Raw genomic sequence first — 17,399 nt, forward strand, 5'->3', positions numbered from 1 at the left:
GATATTTATACTTTCCGCCTTTTTTTCTGTGCTTGGATTTGCAGCATCTGCCCAGGTTACAGATGAAATTCTAGATCGAAGACCGCAGACAACTGCTCCTGTTTCGGGTGATGCCGTACAAGCTGGCAACTGGATTGTGGGAGCCAATGTGGCAGACATCGGCATGAACTTTAAATCTGATTTTTTCACATTGAATATTAACCCCAGAGCAGGTTATTTTGTGAGCGATAACGCAGTTATTGGTGCAGAAGCACAATTAGGGCTGGATATTTATGATGGTGGCGAAACTTTTCGTTATGGTGCCACTCCTTTTGTAAGATACTATTTCCCTGAAGGGGCAGCTCCGACACACCGCTGGTTTGGTGAGGCCTTGGTAGGTATTGGTGGCAGCTCTGAAGAAGATAGCGATGGAGATGCAGTGTTTTCAAGTGTACTTGGATTAAGAGCTGGTTATGCACACTTTGTGGCACAGAACGTGGCCTTAGAAGCTATACTTGGCTATACACGTACCAGTGCTGACATCTCAGTTGGTAATGGCGCATCCGGACTTAACCTTGCCTTTGGTCTGCAGGTATACTTACCAGGAAGAGGAAGTAGATAATTTTTTTGATCCTACACTTAATAAAAGAGCCGCTGTACAATTACAGCGGCTCTTTTTATTTTGACAAAACAATAAAGCCTCTGGCTAAAGTATATCTTTCGCTATTTTTTTAACACCATCAATTTTATGCTTGTATGGTAACTGTAGTATCTCCGTCACAATAGGATACACATGAATGTTCTGAAATGAAGGAAGTTTTTTACCGTTTCTAAAAGCCGGTCCCCAGGCATAAAACGTAGCATGCATGTCTTTTACTACTGTCGGGTCATAGCCATGCGTACCCGGTGATGGTTTGCGGGTGCCAAAGTGAAACACTTTCGGCGCATCAGTCAGGAGCAATATATCGCCTACTCTTTTAAAGGCATCATCTTTTTTGCCATAGTGCAGGTGCTTTGGCAGGTTGTTTCTAGTATATACTTGGTAAGCACCGTTTGCCTCTTTTTTCAGTTGCTTATAGGTGCTTTCAACAACGCTCTTGTCTTTTGCATGCATCTCTACTACCATTCCGCCGCCTGAAACCCAAAACTTAGCTGTGTCTATGGCTGCTGGCATAGGCAGGGTGTTGTCTACATCTATTTGTGCCATGCCATGGTCTGATACAAAAATATAATTTACAGGAAGACCAGTTTTGGCAACAGCATCTGTGAGTTGTTTTATCTGCGCATCCAGCTCCAATACGGCAGCTTTAGTCTCAGGCGCTTCTGGACCATAACTGTGGCCTGCATGGTCTACCTCCGGCATGTAGAAAGTTATCAGGTGCGGGCGTTTTTCTTCGGGTAGTTCTAGCCAGTCCACCACTGTTTTTACACGGCTTTCAAAAGGTATTTTTTCATTGTAAGTATACCAGTAGGTTGGCCGAACTCCTTGTACTGGTGCTTCTGAGCCTACCCAGTAAAAACTGGCGGTCAGCATTTGCTGCTGCTCGGCCAGTACCCACAGCGGCACACCACCGTACCAACTGCTGTCTTCCACCTTATCTCTGTCGCGCATTGAATAGGACTCTTTGCGTTGTGGATCGTAGAAGTAATTGTTGATGAGACCGTGGCTGGCCGGGTACATGCCTGTTACCAGCGTATAGTGGTTCGGAAAAGTTTTGGACGGGAACGACGGCAGCATTGACTCCGCCTCCACTCCCTGTGCTCGTAGCGCCTGCAGGTTTTTGGCATTATACTTATCAGCATAGTCGTAGCGGAAGCCATCAGCCGATATCATAATGACATAAGGTTTCTGCTGTTGCTCAGCGCTATTGCGGCGCCCCTCTACCACGTGCTGTGCCGTATCTGCCTGCGAGAATACAGGAGTAGCACCTGCCAGGGCTAAAAAGAAGATTAGGATTCGTTTCATGCGCAAATGTAAAGCCTTCGTCTGAAAAGCACCAGCATCATTTATTTAAGCTTATGTTATTTTAAATGTATGTTGATGTTTGAACCTAGTTTACGAGGCACCTTTAGCTTTTAATTATACTTCTGTTCAAGCAAGGAATAGATTTAGCAATTTCAGGATATAGAAAATATTAGCTTTGCAGTAACAATCATACTTGTACATGCTTAAACAAAAGTTAATACTAACCGCCGCTGTCTTTGCTGCCAGCTTTGGTGCCTTGGCGCAAGAACTGCCTATGCCTCGCAACATCCAGCAGGCTTATGCGGCAGGCACCCGATCTGCTGATGGCAAACCCGGCAAGAACTATTGGCAGAATGCTGCTGATTATAACATCAAGGTGAACTACAACCCTGACACGCGCCTGCTGAGTGGCACCGTAGACATTACCTACACCAATAACAGCCCGGATACGCTGAAGCAAATTTTATTCAAGCTTTACCCTAACTTCTACCAGAAAGGCGCTGCCCGTGCCCGAAGTATAAACCCTGGTGATGTGACGGATGGTGTCAACCTGCAGCGCCTGAGCATTGGGGGCAAAGCTGAAGACGTAGCAAAACTTCGCGTAGATGGCACCAACCTGCCGGTGCGTATTCAGCCCCTTGCTCCAAAAAGCAAAACCAGCATCTCGGTTGCCTATAGCTATACGTTAAATGAAGGATCGCACAACCGTACTGGCCAGGTAGACGAAGAAGGTGCGGCCTTTATTGCCTACTTTTTCCCAAGAGTAGCTGTGTATGATGATACTGATGGCTGGAACCGCAATCCTTACAACGGCTCACAAGAGTTCTACAACGACTTCAGTAATTTCAATACTGAAATTACTGTTCCGAAAAACTTTATAGTTTGGGCAACCGGCGATTTGCAAAATGCAGAGCAGGTGCTACAGAAGAAATTTGCAAAACGTTTGCAGCAGGCTGAGAAGAAGGATGACATCATTTATGTAGTAGATTCCACAGACCTTAAAAAAGGGAATATAACAGCGCAGAACCAGACCAATACCTGGAAGTTTGTAGCCAAGGATGTAGTAGATTTTGCCTTCGCCACCAGCGACCACTATCTCTGGAAATCAACCAGCCTTATAGTAGACCCTAAAACCAAGCGCCGCACTCGCGTGGATGTGGCATATAACCCAAAGCATAAAGACTTTGAGGAAGTAGCCAGCTTTGGCCGCAAAACAGTGGAGGCTATGAGTTATACTTTCCCTAAGTGGCCTTTTCCGTACAGCCACATCAGTGTGTTTGATGGCCTCGACCAGATGGAGTACCCGATGATGGTGAACGACAACCCGCTGGAGAAGCGCGAGGATGTGATCATGCTGACAGACCATGAGATCTTCCATACCATGTTCCCTTTCTACATGGGGATCAACGAAACAAAGTATGGCTGGATGGACGAAGGCTGGGCCACTATTGGGGAGTGGATCGTGACACCAATCATAGACCCAAGTATAAACGATGATTATGGTGTAGCTCCTTACGGTGCCCTGGCCGGAACCGAGATTGACTTGCCGATCAACACGCTCACGACACAGCAATCGGGCACCAGCATGTTCCTGAACTCTTACCCAAAGCCTGCCCTGGGTTATTTATATGTAAAAGATATGCTGGGTGATGAACTGTTTACCAAAGCGCTGCATAATTGCATTGAGCTATGGCACGGGAAACACCCGCAGCCTTACGACTTCTTCAATGCCATGAACACCGGAGCCAGCCGCAACATGAACTGGTTCTGGCAGCGCTGGTTCTTCGACAACGGCTATCCAGATTTGGCCATTGCCGATGTGAAACAGCAGAATAACGAATACCAGGTTACAGTGGAAGCTAAAGGTAGCAAGCCTGTACCGGTTGACCTGGTGGTTACCTATGTTGATGGCTCTACAGAAAAGCTGCACAAAGACGTTTCGGTTTGGGAAAAGGGAAATAAATCAACCAGCCTTAGTTTCAAACCAAAACAGCAGGTAAAGCAACTGGAGCTAAAAGGCACCCATGTACCGGACAGCAACAAAGCAGATAACGTATACTTGGTTAAGTAGTCCTACTTATACCTAAAAGCAGAACAGCCACACCGGAAGCTCAGGTGTGGCTGTTTTGTTTAGCTCATTTCAACTTTCTTTATACCCAAGCTGATTTTATTCCTTCACAAACAGCCGCTTATCAAACTCAAAAAGTACCGTTTCAGTTATACTTACCTGCCGGAAATCGGGATGTCGTGGGTTGATGAGGTAATTGTAGTTGCCCTGCACAGTGGCAGATGGCACTTTGAAAATCAGAGTGTCCCCCTCCTGCACAAAAGCGTCACCCAGCAGTTGCGTACTGTTGGCGTGCGGAAACGATTTCCAGTCTTTCGGCAAATCGGCCTCCTGTATTTCTTTTATACTTGCCTCATCAGGTAATTCTATTTTTATGAGATAGTAATCTTTCGGAACAATGCCCAGGGGCATGTGTACTGCTATCTCAACAGTGCATAAGGCTATAGATTCGCTGGTGTAAAGTATCGCAACGCCTTTGCTGTTCCAGCGACCTCCTGCCAACTCTGCTCCTTTACCTGATAAATCATTTTTGTAGGGACCTCTGCTAAGTCGATAGACGATCATGCCAATACGCCGTGCTCTATACGAATCAGCTCGTCCCGGAGCAATCCAATGCCAAAGGTACTGTCCAGCAGTTCTTTTGGTTTAACGCCGCCAAGCGCCACGTTCTTTGAGTTTAGCCATGCATCAAAGTTCGCCTTATCGCCAAACACTTCTATTCCTTTATTATACACAAGCGTTATCTCAAGTATCTTCTCAGAGTGCAGCGGGTCAAAGGTGCGCTTCTCTTTCTTATAACGCTGGAACGTACGCTCAGACAGGTGCAGAAAATTAGACCAATCCGTCAGGTTGAACGGAATTACATCGGCTATACTTTGAAATAAAGCATATTTAATGCCTTCGCGTACCGTGCTGATCAGCATGAATACATCTTTGTCGTCAATCAACTTATATGTTAAGCTACTGTCTAATTTTAGAGCCTCTCCCATGGTTGTGTTACTTTATATTTTCAAATATACGAAAGTTGTCAATATTAAAACGCCACATGTCGCAAATAAGTTTTTGAACACCTCTTTTTGTTTGTTTCATGGTTGTGGTAAATCCAATAGGCACTAATCCAGCTGCTAGTCCGTTAGTAACTGGTACCAACACCAAATATAGCATGCGATATTGGATAGCAGCAGCAGGAATAATAATGGCAGGATTGAGTGCCTGTAGCACGCAAAACTCTGTTTTAGAGACTCAGGAAATACAGGAGCAGGAACTCACTTTGAAGGATGTCATACCGGCTATGGCCCCGAAAACAGCAGAGGCAAAGGCAAAACAGCAAAAGTTTTTAAAGACAAATACCAATAGATTTAAGAGCCGGGCATTGGGCAGTGCATATTACGTATTGCAGGCGCAACGCAACTTCAATGATAACAAGTTAGATTCTGCTACCATTCATTTTAACAGGGCCTGGCTCATGGATAGCACCAACAACGACGTCTACTGGGGCTATGGTTTAGTTTACGGCAGGCAGGAGCAGCACGACAAAGCGCTGTTTATACTCTATAAGGCCCTGGAAAAAGATCAGGCAAACGCACGTTTACTTACAGATGTGGCCACAGCGCATTTAGCACGCTATTACCAGAATAGTAACCCTAAAGACCTGCAACAAAGCGAAAAACTGCTGGTGCAGGCGCTAGAGCATGATCCCGCACAAGCAGCAGACACATTTTACAAGCTGGCTGTAAACAATTATTATCAGCGTAACTACAGGAAGGCTTGGGAGTATCTGCATGAAAGTATAAAGCAGGATAAAGAGAAAGAAGACGATGCCTTTATAGCTGTTTTGCTTGAGAAAGAGCAGGACCCGCAGGGTATCTACTTGCCTCAACAGGCGCAATAACTTGCAAGTATAAATTCACTCCCTTATATTTAAGTGTTGCAAGTATATATTTTCTTGCGCTTGGTCAGGTGCTTAAACCTGATGATTAACCAGATATACGTTTTATGAAAAAGATACTTTTAGCCACAATTGCCTTTTGCTGCGCCGCTTCCCTTAGTTTTGCTCAAGATAAGGTAACAGAAACAAGCACCAAGGTGCTGCCCATGTTTGGAGGCAAGCAAAAAACAGAGGCAGAGCAGATGAAGGATGAGAAGTTTCTGACAAGCTGCGACAAGAATTTCTCGAACAGGCAGGAGGCCAGTAAGTTTTTTATGGAGCGCGGCTGGGAATACCTGAACGAAGGCCAAACAGATACTGCCATGTACCGCTTTAACCTGGCTTGGCTCCTGAACCCGGGCAACAAAGATACTTACTGGGCTTTCGGCTTAGTATCTTCTGCTCAAGGAAACACCAATGAGGCAGTAGATTTATACGAAAAAGCAATAGCTATTGATGGTAAAAATTCGCTGCTGCTTTCAGATGCATCAGAGGCTTACCTCACCCTTTATAAAGATAAAAACAAGAAAAAACATTTGAAAAAGGCCGCTGGTTATCTTGCTAGTGCCACAACGCTGGATGGTAGCAACTCCTTTGCGCTTTACAACATGTCGTTGGTTAAGTATTACGAAAAGAAATATGCTGAGGCGTGGGATTACCTGCACAAAAGCCGAAACATTAACATGACGCAGATAGACTATGGTTATGTAATGGATCTGGTGGCGAAGATGCCAGACCCTCAGGGCTTCTTCAAACAAGGTGAAGCTACTGCCACTACAAATTAAAGAAACTCCCCTGCCAGCCTTGTCAGGGGAGTTTTACTTTAAAGCAAGTAGTGAGGTAACAGTTAGCAAGAATCGGGTTGCTTGTGAGCAGCACTTTTAGAACCTTGAGTCATGAATTATTATGAAACAATAGAAGCAGCACTTGCCTACATTCGGGAGCATGCCCGGCAGCAACCCGAACTGGAGCAAATTGCAGCGCACGTACATATGAGTCCGCACCATTTTCAGCGGGTATTTACAGCATGGGCAGGTGTAAGCCCGAAGAAGTTTTTGCAGTACCTCACCTTGTATCATGCTAAAAGAATTTTAGCACAAAGTGCCTCTGTATTAGAGGCAGCCCATAGCACGGGTTTGTCAGGCAGTAGTCGCCTGCACGATCTTTTCATAAGTATAGAAGGCACGACACCAGGTGAGTTCAAAAAACAGGGAGAGGCGCTTCTTATTTGTTATAGCTTCGGCCGTTGCCAGTTCGGTAATTACCTGATTGCTTCTACAGATAAAGGTATTTGCTACCTGCATTTCTATCAAGACGAACATGAGGCGGTGCAGGACCTGCAAGCCACGTGGCCAAAAGCAAGCTTAAAGGCAGAACGTACAGTGCAGCATCAGTTGGTAGAGGCTTTCTGGCAAAAATCACTCTCTCCCACTGCTGCCATCATCAGGCTACACCTAAGAGGAACACCTTTCCAGCTAAAGGTATGGGAAGCGCTACTCCGTATTCCGGAAGCACACCTAAGTACTTATGGGCAACTGGCACAGGATATACAGCAGCCAAATGCCAGCAGAGCAGTAGGCACTGCTATAGGAAGCAATCCTGTTGCTTTTCTAATTCCCTGCCACCGGGTAATCCGTAGTGTTGGCGGGATTGGAGAATACCGCTGGGGCAGTGCTCGTAAAATGGCTATGATTGGCTGGGAAGCTGCTAAGTACGATACAGTACCTGTTTTGCCTGCTGGGCAGCAACAGCTATTCGGCTGCTATTATCCTGATGAAATGTTTGATCAGGAAAGTGAAAGTGCAATTATCTTCAAGGGATTAGGCAGACCCTGACGAGGCATCTTTCGTCAATAAGCAGGATGGATTATCTAAGATTATCTCTTTGCAAAAGACAATGTATGGTGGCTTATCCATTAAGTGAGTAGTTGATACCACCAGCTCAATAATTATACTTTAGCAAGAGCCATCGCTAATTTTTTGCGAAAAACCGCTTTGCGATCAAATAAACTTTGTGTTTTGCTATATTTGCTTATCAACCTTAAGTAAACTTTTAGCAAAGATATATGAAAAAACAATTGGTAAGAGCTTCCATGTTTCTACTGGCGGGTTCTATGGCGCTTTCGTCATGTGTGGTTTCAAAGAAAAAGTACGAAGACCTGATGGCGCGCAAGAACGCTCTGGAAGTGGACAAAGCTGGCCTTGAGCAGGACAAATCGACTTTAGAGCAGCAAAAAGCAGCACTGGAAGAGGCAAAAGCCAGCTTAGAAAGCGAGCGTGCAAAGCTGGAGCAGCAAAAGCGGGAGTATGAAGAGAGCCTGGCAAAAGCCATAAAAGAAGGTAAGACACTGGGCGAGAACCTCAACATGAGCAAATCGCAGATTGACCGTTTAAATGCTGATCTCAAAGCTCGCGAAGCACGCCTGGCGGAGTTGCAGCGCATACTTGATGAAAAAGAGAAAGCAGTAGCTAACCTGCGCAACAGAGTAAGCAATGCCTTGCTTGGCTTCAACGATAAGGACCTGACTGTTAATGTGCGCAATGGCAAAGTTTATGTTTCCTTAGCAGAACAATTGTTGTTTAATTCTGGCTCTACCAAAGTTGATCCTAAAGGAGTTGAAGCTTTACGTAAACTTGCAGCTGTGCTAAAAGAGCAGCAGGATGTGAACGTGGTGGTAGAAGGCCATACAGATGATGTTCCGATTGCAAAAGGTACTGTAGGTATGCAGGACAACTGGGATTTGAGTGTGCTTCGTGCAACAGAAATTACCCGTATACTTGCCAATGCTGGCGTAGATCCAACCCGCGTTACCCCTTCTGGCCGATCAAAGTATGTGCCTTTGGATGACACTAAAACAAAGGAGGCGCGTCAGAAAAACCGCCGTACTGAAATTATATTGACACCGAAATTAGATGAGCTGTTCCAGATTCTGGAGAATGCTTAAGCAGGATGCCTGATAAAGCAAAAGAGCCGGTCCATATATGGGTCGGCTCTTTTGCTTTACAGCGTTGGTGAAACATCCGTAGCAGAAATATCCGAAACGGGCGTCACAATTAGCTTTGGTTTTGGAAGCACCTGCTTAAGGATAGGCACTAAGACAAAATAAAGTATAAATCCGGACGGTATAGCCAACATGGCCCAGGCGGCAATTCCCGCAAGGTTAGCAAGCCATAGGTTATTTAGCGCATCCAGCCAATCAGTCTTAAACATTACCTGCATTTCCGCCAGCGTCAGGCGCAGCTCTCCCAAGCCGAACATAGAGATACCCAGGCGTATGAAAGGAATAGCAAGGACAAGTTGTAGCGGCTGTACCAGGTAGCTGACCAGCACAGTTGCCGCAATATTCAAACGGAAACGTGCCGCAATAGCTGTTCCTAGAAAAGTAGTGATACCGATGGCTGGAATAATGCCAACCACTGTTCCAGTTGCTACCGTAGCTGCGAGACTACGCGGCGTCATTCCCTGCCGTAGCAGATTTAGCATCGGCTGTATCAGCCTGCGCTTGATGAAATCAGAAATGGCAACCAGAATAGACAAGGAGTAAGAAGTAAAAATGTAATCTAAAAACGGCTTCAGCTTAGAGGTAGTATAAACAACTGAATCTATCTCAGCGACTGATACAGGAATTAATACGCTACCTGCACAAATGTAACCTATTTGCTAAATAGAATGTTTCAGGCAGCTCCTCCTCTACTAATACTTTTAAACTTACTTTAAGTTCACTAAGAATCAAGCACGCAAAGCAAAAATATGTATGTTGCTTATCAATAATGTGTTATAGATTTAATTAGTACTGCATCTAGTCTGCAAAAGTGGAATTTACTGTGCTTTCACAAGAACACACCGCCAGCTATGGGAGTTATATTTCTGGCATCTAATTTATTTAAGCAGGTGGTTAAACTATGGCCAAGCTGATGTGTCTAAAGCTGAAACATACATATCATTATAAGTTCGATGAAAAAGATTTTTCTTGCTTTGGTGCTGTTCGTAACCATGGTAAATGCTTTTGCGCAAAATGTTGCCGTTACAGGAACTGTGCAAAGTGCTGCTGATAAGTCGGCTTTGCCAGCCGCTAGCGTTGTGCTAAAACAGCAGGCTGGTGCTCCGCTGGCTGTTGTAACAGATATGGAGGGCCGGTTCCGTTTTGACCGCGTTGCTCCGGGGCAGTATACCATTGAAGTAAATTATATAGGTTTCAAAAGAATGTCACGCGCGGTGCAGGTGCAAAATGCTCCGGTTAACCTCGGCATCCTTGCCCTGGAAGAAGAAAACACAAGGCTTGGAGAAGTGCAGATTGTAGGCCGGGCACAGTTGGGTGAACAGAAAGGTGACACATCACAGTTTAATGCTAAAGCTTTTAAAACCGCTCCAGATGCCAGCGCCGAAGAACTTGTAACGAAGATGCCGGGTGTGGTGGTGCAGGATGGTAAAATTCAAGCCCAGGGCGAGGATGTGCAGCAGGTCATGATTGATGGAAAGCGCTTTACAGGCAACGATGTGAGCACGGCTATCCGTAACATATCTGCTGACATGGTGGAGAATGTACAAATCTTTGACGGACAGAGCGACAGAGCAGCTTTCAGTGGCTTTGACGATGGCAACCGTGTGAAAACAATCAACTTTACGACAAAGAAAATTGCCCGCCAGGGATACACTGGTAAAGTGTCAGCAGGATATGGCACTGACGAGCGCTATATGGTTGGGGCCAGTGTAAACTACTTCAATAACAACAGAAGAATTACCGTTACCGGCCTTACCAACAACATCAACTTATCTGATTTCTCTATCGGAGAAACACCTGGTGGTGGTATGAGAGGTCGCAGAGGCTGGGGCGGTGGTAGCCCTACTGGTATCATTAACACCGACAACTTTGGCATTAACTATACCGATACCTGGGGTAAGAAAATAGAAATTAGTGGTAACTATAACTATACTGATCGCAGCATAGTAAACAACCAGTTCAGGTTGAGGGATTATGTAAATAGCGACACTACTTACCTTGAAAATAGCATTAACAACGACTCAGACAAGAGCCATAGCCTTAACTTCAGGCTTCAGTACAACATGAATGAGAACAACAGATTACTCATTACTCCTCGCCTGACCATACAGCAAAACAACAGCCTGACCGAGCGGTATGCCAATACGTTTGTAGGCACAGATACACTTACTAATTCAAGAAACTCTAACTTTGATGAAAGAGACAACTTAAACTTCAGTAACAACATTCTCTATTCACATCGCTTTGGTAGTTCAGGTAGAATACTGACAACAGAGTTTAACACCAGCTACAGCACAACCAACGGTGATACATACCAGTCTGAGAACACACAGAACCTGGTTAACCCTGGCGAAAACGTATTGAGAAACCAGTACATCAACCTGGACAGAAACAACCTGGCATGGTCTGGTAATGTAGATTATTCGCAGCGTTTGGGCGAAAAGTCTCGCCTGCAGGTAGAATATAATATTGCCAACCAGAACAATGATTCAGACAAGAAAGCCTACAATCGATTAACCGAAGAAGGTGCGTACAGCAGCGAGCCGATTGCATTCCTAAGCAACACGTTTGAAAGCACCTACCTTTCGCAGCGTGTAGGCCCAAGCTACCAGTACAGAGACGATAAGATCAGGTTCCAGCTTAATGCCCGTTACCAATATGCCACCCTGAGAAGCGACAGAGAGTACCCTGTAAGCTATCCGCTGAAGCGTAACTTCTCTAACGTGCTTCCTTCAGCTGAGTATGAGTATAAGTTCTCAGACAACAGCAACCTGAACATTAGCTACCGCACTAACACCAATGTTCCTTCTGTAGATGACTTACAGGGTGTGCTGGATATCTCAAATCCACTTCAGCCAAGAATAGGCAACCCAGCTTTGGAGCAGGACTTCCAGAACAGAGTAAACGTGCGTTTCAGAAGATTCAACCCTGAAAACAACCACGCATTTTTTATGGGTGTGTTCGGTACGATTACGCAAAACTATATTGGTAACAGCGTGTACACCCGTGGTATTCCGGAAGAATTTACAGATGGATATGAATTGCAGCCGGGTGCCCGCCTCAGCAGACCTGTAAACATGGATGGCTACTGGAATGTTAGATCCTTCTTTAACTATGGCCAGCCGCTACACTTTATCAGTTCTAACTTCAATGCTTTTGGCTCAGTAGGCTACTCCAGAATACCAGGTATGATTGATGAAGAGGTGAACTATGCTAACAATACTAACTTTAGAGCTGGCATAACACTAAGCAGCAACATTAGCGAGAAGGTTGATTTTAACATTTCTACCAGCTCCAGCTATAACATTATAGAGAATACCCTGCGAACCAACCAGAACAATAATTACTTTACGCAGAGCACTAACGTGCGCTATAACTGGATTCTCTGGCAAGGCTTAGTATACCGCACTGAGTTGAACCACCAGTATAACTCTGGACTTTCCAATGGCTTAGACAAGAGCTTTGTGCTTTGGAACATGAGCATTGGCAAGAAAGTGTTTAAGAACCAGCAGGGTGAGATTAGCCTTAGCGTAAACGACTTACTAAAGCAAAATATAAGCGTGCAGCGTAATGTCTTCTCTGATTATGTGGAAGACGTGCAGTCAAGTGTTTTACAGCGCTTCTTTATGGTAACCTTCACGTATAACATCCGCAAATTTATTGGCGGTGAGGCTCCGGCCACGGAAGAGCAAAGAGGCAACTGGGGCGGACGCCGCAACTAGAATTATAAAATTTCTAAGTATAAAAGCCCGCAGCTAATGCCAGCTGCGGGCTTTTTGTTTGATCAGATCTGCTGCAATACTAGGTTTTGAATTCATCTACTTAACAAACTCATCCAGTCTACGCAGCTTCATGTCAGGTGCGTTTTCCAGCAGGTGCTTTAGTATGGGCACATGCCCTGCTCCTACCAGTACCAAAAAGCGGTCGTTTTTTTCGGCGAGGCGCTGCAGGTTAGAGAACATCCTGATGTTGCGGTTATACCACCTTGTTATAAAACCATCTGCTCCTGCGGGTTCTGTATCTGTGCCGATGCGGGAGTATACCAAGTACACGCCATGGCTTGTCCGCAGTGTTTCATCAGCGTTCATCAGGAGCAAATACTCCTTTAGAGGCATTCGTTTGGAAACTGTGTCGTCGTAGGCAAAAAACTGGTTATACCTGTCGTCCCAATCTTTCACCAGCGGCTCCCCAAGTTCATATTGTTTTGCCATCCAGGCAGAGTCCTTCTGGGCAAGCGAGAAGCGGAAAGGCTCGGCATCAAAGGCATAAACTTTCTTCTGCTGCAGCTGCTTTGCCAGCCTAAAGCCGATCTGGTAGGTTTCATCGCGCTTAGCTTTCAAGTCATCTGGCTTAAAGTTGCTGAACATCTCATCCAGCTTTGCCTGCGCACTCGCGGGATACTCCACCACAATTTTGGTTGGTTTATACTTGGCAAGCAAATCCGTTAATTCCTGTACCTGCTTCTGCCGCTCTTGCGAGAGTATATCCACCTGCATGCTTTCATCCGTTTTATAAGCGTCCAAACCAGGGTAGTTAAAATGGAACAGGCCAAGCAACAGTACCTCTGCCTTCACCAGCGAGTCTGGAAAAATCTGCTTTACGCGCTTCTCCACTTGCTTTATGTTTAGCTTTTGAGCCTCTGAGACGTTAGCTATACTTAGCATAACCAGTAAAAGTATACATAGCTTTTTCATGTTCATATATTGATTAGGTCTGAATTTATAGCCTGCCTTCTTCGTCGCTTGAGCCAGTGCGGCGGCTGCGGGCAGTTCGTACTTTCTTATTGCCAAACTTATAGTCGAAGGTGAGGTTAAGGCGGCGGCTCTCCCACTGGTTTTGCCAGTACATATCCACGTTTCCATACTTCAGCGTGCCTCTGAATTTATTGGTGTTAAACACATCCCGCAGCTTTAGACTTAGGGTGGCTTTGCCATCCATAAAGGTTTTTTTAGCGCCCAGGTCTATCTGCAGGTTTGACTTCGTGTAGAATAGGCCCTGTACCGAAGGAGAGCCATAGTAGCCCGAGAGTTGCAGTTTATAATCTTTGGGCAGGTTAAAGTTCTGATCTGCACTAACCGTCCAGCTGAACTGAGAGCTATTAAAGTCAACCTCCTGCACAGCCGAAGAAACGGTTGCGTAAGCTCCCTCCACCTGTAGCGTTGAAGTCCACCAGTCTTTGAGAGGTAAAGTGCCGCCGCTGCTGGCGCTGAGGTAAGTAGATTTGCCCAGGTTTTCAGGTCTGCTGATGCTCACCTTTGTTTCGTCGTTCTGCGTGATAACGTTTGATACAAAGTTGTTGGTCTCCAGGTAGCTTAGGCTTAGCAGCTGGAAGCTTTTGTAAGTATAGCTTGCCTGTAGCGAGTTCGAGAATGATGGCTGCAGAAATGGATTACCTTGTAAAGCAGTATAAGGATCTGAGAAGAAAGTAAAGGGGTTTAGGCTGCTGTAAGAAGGGCGGCTGATACGGCGACTATAAGAAGCTGATAACTGATTATTGTCATTGGCGCTGTAGCTGATGAACACGCTTGGGAAGAACTTTAGGTAATCTAGGTCTACTGGCTCGCCTGTGGTTGCTGAACGACCTTCGGCAATGGTTTGCTCTGCTCTTAGTCCGGCTTTCACGCTCAGCTTTTCACCAATGTTCCGGCTCAAACTCAGGTAGGCTGCGTAAATGGTTTCGTCATAGTTAAAGCTATTGGTGCGTTTCACATCATTAACCCAGCCCTGCTCCTGCTGCTCTTCAAACCTGATATTACTGTTGTTGCTTACCCAGCTGGTTTTTACGCCTGCCTCGGCTTTGTAGCCCTTGCCAAACGGGTGCACATAATCAGCTTTAAGAGACTTTATACTTGCCGCTGCCCCACTAAAGCTGCGTAACTGAGAAGGCGCCTGAGTAGCTGCGCCTGTAGCATTAAAGAAGTTATTTGTAAACTGATCAGCTGCTTCACCGCTGTAGTTAACATAATCCGCGTCAAAGCTTAGCGAGCGACCTGTGCTGTCGATATCATACTTATAGTTCAGGTTTAGGCTATAGTTGTCAGTGCTGGCTTCTTTTGGGTTACGCATGCTCATGCTTCCAAAAGCGTCCCCTTTTGTATCATAGTTGACCGAGTTACTGGTGGTAAGTGCTTCCTCTGGCGAAGCATAACCTTTTGCCATCACGCCAATTGTATGCTTCTTGCTGATGAAGTAATCGGCACCTGCGGAGAGGTTATAGCTTTTAGTTACCGGGTGCCAGTAATTTACCTGGTTGTAGAGGCTGTCGTTGATCGTGCGTCTCATAGTCAGGCGGTTAAAGGAGTTGTAGTGGCCGGCATTCAAACGGGTGAAGAAGCTCACTTTACCGGTGTTATAGTTCAGGTTCAGGCCTCCCCATACTTTCTCATACTTGCCCTGTCCTACACCAATAGTTGCTGTGCCGTTCATTCCCAACGTCTCATCTCTTTTCAGTAGGATATTGATGATACCTGCTGTTCCGGCTGCATCGAAGGAAGCTGGCGGGTTGGACATCAGCTCCACTTTGCTTACTGCCGAGGCTGGCAGTGACTTCAGGTAGCTCTGCAATTCGGCTCCAGACATGTAAGTCATCTTGCCGTTGATCATCACGTTGACGCTGCCGCTGCCCCTGAAGATGATGTTGTCATCCTTATCCAGCCGCACACCTGGCGCATACTTTAGCACCTCCAGGGCATTGTCGCCTGCTGTGTTCAGTTGCTCCACGTTCATAATCACACGGTCTGCTTCCTGCTGCAACAACGGCTTCTGCCCTTTTACCACTACCTCCTGCAGTGCATTTGTCTTTTCCTGCATGTTGATAGTCGGCACCTGCACGTCCTGCTGCTTTACCTCTACCGCTATACTTTGCGCAGATGCAAATCCTACCATCAAAGCTTTCACGCTATACATACCGGGTTTAACCTGGGAAAAAGCATAATTACCAGCAGCATCTGTCATCTCAGAGGCTACCACCGCCGAGTCTGGCAAGTGCAGGAGTATTACCGATACATAGTCCAGCGGCTTTTGCGTGCCTGCATGGGTGATGGCTCCTTTAACAGTTGCGCCTGTTTGTGCCCAGGCAGTTATCACAATAAAGCACATGGCTATAACCAAGGTTATACTTCTGAAGGTCTTTATTCCTTTGTCGCTTTTCGCAGTAGTGGTGGTAACTGTGTTATTCATGGCTCAGGTGTTTTAGTGCGTTAATCTTGAGCCAAAGGTGCAGCAAGTATACTAGTGTAGGAATTAAACTATCCCAACCACTCAAAACGTTATCCCAATCCGAAAAAAGCAGGCAAATACAAGCCGTAACTGCAAAAGCGTGGGTTGGTATCGCAAAACAAGGGGTTGGGATAAAAAACGTGCGGTTGCGTGAAGAACTTCTTAGCTTTATTACATGAATGCAACACAAAAGAAGATCGGGCTGCACCTGCTGGGCTGGACACTCTACATCGGCTATACTTTAGTTGGCTACTTCCTCTATAACTGGGACTATAGGGCTCTTCTATTAAGTCTAAGCCAGGATGTGCTGCACCTGGTAGAGTTCTATATCTGCTACCTGCTGGTTTTTCCGCTTTGGATGAAGTATAGAAAGTGGCTGATTATACTAGTAGGTGTTGTGGGCACCATGGTGCTTTATACTGCCCTGCGCTATACTATTGAGGAAGTACTTTTTCAGCACTTCTTCAGCTTCAGCAACTATAGCGCCGGAACCACACTTTCTTATTACATTTTCGATAACCTGTACTGGGCTATGCCTGGCATATTTTTAGGAGCCGTAGTCTGGGCATTCGAGGCTACGCTAGAAAAAGAACGTGAGAACCGCACACTAAAGCAAGAGAAAACGCAGGCAGAGCTGGCCTTCCTGAAAACGCAGATCAACCCGCACTTTCTGTACAACTCTCTAAACTATTTATACTCGCTTGCTTATCCCGTTTCTGACAAGCTGGCCGATGCCATCATTAAACTATCGGACCTGATGCGCTATATGCTGTACGAGAGCAAAGACGGCAGAGTGGAACTCCAGAAAGAGGTGGATTACCTGCACAACTATATCGATATTTACCGCCTGCGCTTTGAGAATAATTTCTTCGTGAACTTCAATATTCAAGGCCATGTAAACGGGCAGCGGGTGCCATCTTTGGTGCTGATTCCCTTTGTAGAAAATGCCTTGAAGCATGGTGTGGTAGACGATGCCACAGCGCCAGTAAACATAAGCCTGCAGCTCATAAATAATAGTTTATACTTTGGTGTAAGCAACCGCATCAACCAAAGTCAGAAAGACCACACCACCGGCATTGGACTGGCCAACATCCGCCGTCGCCTGGAACTGCTCTACCCGAACCAATATACCTTGGAAACAAGGGAAGACGGTAAGCAATACCAGACAAGACTGAAGCTGGAAGATATCTGAATCAGGATTTTCAGGATGTGTATGGATGTACAGGATTAAAAAGATCTT

The 17,399-nt window shown here is 45.7% G+C and carries 14 protein-coding genes; 8 read left to right on the forward strand and 6 right to left on the reverse strand.

Translation table 11 applies throughout. From position 1 onward, the window contains the following. Positions 1 to 601, forward strand: a 601-nt coding sequence (locus ACFQ2O_RS11515; RefSeq protein WP_377527574.1) for a hypothetical protein, incomplete at its 5' end; no start/stop codon positions are given. Between the two features lie 84 nt (positions 602 to 685). On the opposite strand, the gene ACFQ2O_RS11520 is transcribed toward ACFQ2O_RS11515, so the two are convergent. Beyond that, on the reverse strand, positions 686 to 1,945 hold the full coding sequence (locus ACFQ2O_RS11520; RefSeq protein ID WP_377527577.1) for an alkaline phosphatase family protein: 1,260 nt from the start codon (positions 1,943 to 1,945) through the stop codon (positions 686 to 688). A 199-nt stretch (positions 1,946 to 2,144) separates the two neighbouring features. On the opposite strand from ACFQ2O_RS11520, the gene ACFQ2O_RS11525 reads away from it, so the two are divergent. Continuing rightward, positions 2,145 to 4,016, forward strand: coding sequence for a M1 family metallopeptidase (locus ACFQ2O_RS11525; RefSeq protein WP_377527581.1), 1,872 nt, complete (start codon positions 2,145 to 2,147; stop codon positions 4,014 to 4,016). A gap of 96 nt (positions 4,017 to 4,112) precedes the next feature. On the opposite strand, the gene ACFQ2O_RS11530 is transcribed toward ACFQ2O_RS11525, so the two are convergent. Together ACFQ2O_RS11530 and parS are read right to left on the reverse strand one after the other, a co-directional pair. After that, positions 4,113 to 4,577, reverse strand: a complete 465-nt coding sequence (locus ACFQ2O_RS11530) for an RES family NAD+ phosphorylase (RefSeq protein WP_377527584.1) — start codon at positions 4,575 to 4,577, stop codon at positions 4,113 to 4,115. Continuing rightward, complete coding sequence (gene parS, locus ACFQ2O_RS11535; protein WP_377527587.1) at positions 4,574 to 5,002, reverse strand: type II RES/Xre toxin-antitoxin system antitoxin; 429 nt, start codon at positions 5,000 to 5,002, stop codon at positions 4,574 to 4,576. The genes ACFQ2O_RS11530 and parS overlap by 4 nt, the downstream gene beginning before the upstream one ends. Positions 5,003 to 5,208: 206 nt before the next feature. Here parS and ACFQ2O_RS11540 point away from each other — a divergent pair, with 206 nt between their 5' ends. The 4 genes from ACFQ2O_RS11540 (at position 5,209) to ACFQ2O_RS11555 (ending at position 8,884) form a co-directional block, all read left to right on the forward strand. Next, positions 5,209 to 5,904 (forward strand): hypothetical protein, encoded by a 696-nt coding sequence (locus ACFQ2O_RS11540; RefSeq protein WP_377527590.1) that lies wholly within the window; start codon positions 5,209 to 5,211, stop codon positions 5,902 to 5,904. 104 nt (positions 5,905 to 6,008) lie between these two features. After that, complete coding sequence (locus ACFQ2O_RS11545; RefSeq protein WP_377527593.1) at positions 6,009 to 6,725, forward strand: tetratricopeptide repeat protein; 717 nt, start codon at positions 6,009 to 6,011, stop codon at positions 6,723 to 6,725. 111 nt (positions 6,726 to 6,836) lie between these two features. Then, a complete protein-coding gene (locus ACFQ2O_RS11550; protein WP_377527596.1) occupies positions 6,837 to 7,775 on the forward strand; it encodes a bifunctional transcriptional activator/DNA repair enzyme AdaA in 939 nt (312 codons plus the stop codon). Positions 7,776 to 8,005: 230 nt separating this feature from the next. Further along, positions 8,006 to 8,884: an OmpA family protein gene (locus ACFQ2O_RS11555; protein WP_377527599.1), complete on the forward strand. Its 879-nt coding sequence runs from the start codon at positions 8,006 to 8,008 to the stop codon at positions 8,882 to 8,884. 56 nt (positions 8,885 to 8,940) lie between these two features. Here the strand turns inward: ACFQ2O_RS11555 and ACFQ2O_RS11560 are convergent, their stop codons facing one another. Then, positions 8,941 to 9,477 (reverse strand): DUF2062 domain-containing protein, encoded by a 537-nt coding sequence (locus tag ACFQ2O_RS11560; protein ID WP_377527602.1) that lies wholly within the window; start codon positions 9,475 to 9,477, stop codon positions 8,941 to 8,943. 417 nt (positions 9,478 to 9,894) lie between these two features. On the opposite strand from ACFQ2O_RS11560, the gene ACFQ2O_RS11565 reads away from it, so the two are divergent. Then, entirely contained in the window at positions 9,895 to 12,663 is a 2,769-nt protein-coding gene (locus ACFQ2O_RS11565; RefSeq protein ID WP_377527605.1) for a TonB-dependent receptor, read from the forward strand. A gap of 96 nt (positions 12,664 to 12,759) precedes the next feature. Here ACFQ2O_RS11565 and ACFQ2O_RS11570 read toward each other — a convergent pair whose 3' ends face one another. Beyond that, a complete protein-coding gene (locus tag ACFQ2O_RS11570) occupies positions 12,760 to 13,635 on the reverse strand; it encodes a DUF5694 domain-containing protein (protein ID WP_377527608.1) in 876 nt (291 codons plus the stop codon). Between the two features lie 25 nt (positions 13,636 to 13,660). Beyond that, entirely contained in the window at positions 13,661 to 16,120 is a 2,460-nt protein-coding gene (locus tag ACFQ2O_RS11575; RefSeq protein WP_377527612.1) for an outer membrane beta-barrel family protein, read from the reverse strand. A 214-nt stretch (positions 16,121 to 16,334) separates the two neighbouring features. On the opposite strand from ACFQ2O_RS11575, the gene ACFQ2O_RS11580 reads away from it, so the two are divergent. Next, the gene (locus ACFQ2O_RS11580) at positions 16,335 to 17,351 is read left to right on the forward strand and encodes a sensor histidine kinase (protein WP_377527615.1); all 1,017 of its coding nucleotides are present in this window, start codon (positions 16,335 to 16,337) and stop codon (positions 17,349 to 17,351) included. The last annotated feature ends 48 nt before the right edge of the window (positions 17,352 to 17,399 follow it).

Origin of the sequence: Pontibacter rugosus (genome assembly GCF_042678745.1) — a bacterium.
Lineage (GTDB): Bacteria > Bacteroidota > Bacteroidia > Cytophagales > Hymenobacteraceae > Pontibacter > Pontibacter rugosus.

Bases quoted from the DNA above. Each gene is read 5' to 3' on its own strand.
- ACFQ2O_RS11570 (WP_377527608.1), bottom strand. From the start codon at position 13,635: ATGAAAAAGCTATGTATACTTTTACTGGTTATGCTAAGTATAGCTAAC.
- ACFQ2O_RS11550 (WP_377527596.1), top strand. From the start codon at position 6,837: ATGAATTATTATGAAACAATAGAAGCAGCACTTGCCTACATTCGGGAG.
- ACFQ2O_RS11580 (WP_377527615.1), top strand. From the start codon at position 16,335: ATGAATGCAACACAAAAGAAGATCGGGCTGCACCTGCTGGGCTGGACA.
- ACFQ2O_RS11540 (WP_377527590.1), top strand. From the start codon at position 5,209: ATGGCAGGATTGAGTGCCTGTAGCACGCAAAACTCTGTTTTAGAGACT.
- ACFQ2O_RS11545 (WP_377527593.1), top strand. From the start codon at position 6,009: ATGAAAAAGATACTTTTAGCCACAATTGCCTTTTGCTGCGCCGCTTCC.
- ACFQ2O_RS11520 (WP_377527577.1), bottom strand. From the start codon at position 1,945: ATGAAACGAATCCTAATCTTCTTTTTAGCCCTGGCAGGTGCTACTCCT.
- parS (WP_377527587.1), bottom strand. From the start codon at position 5,002: ATGGGAGAGGCTCTAAAATTAGACAGTAGCTTAACATATAAGTTGATT.
- ACFQ2O_RS11565 (WP_377527605.1), top strand. From the start codon at position 9,895: ATGAAAAAGATTTTTCTTGCTTTGGTGCTGTTCGTAACCATGGTAAAT.
- ACFQ2O_RS11525 (WP_377527581.1), top strand. From the start codon at position 2,145: ATGCTTAAACAAAAGTTAATACTAACCGCCGCTGTCTTTGCTGCCAGC.
- ACFQ2O_RS11530 (WP_377527584.1), bottom strand. From the start codon at position 4,577: ATGATCGTCTATCGACTTAGCAGAGGTCCCTACAAAAATGATTTATCA.
- ACFQ2O_RS11555 (WP_377527599.1), top strand. From the start codon at position 8,006: ATGAAAAAACAATTGGTAAGAGCTTCCATGTTTCTACTGGCGGGTTCT.
- ACFQ2O_RS11575 (WP_377527612.1), bottom strand. From the start codon at position 16,120: ATGAATAACACAGTTACCACCACTACTGCGAAAAGCGACAAAGGAATA.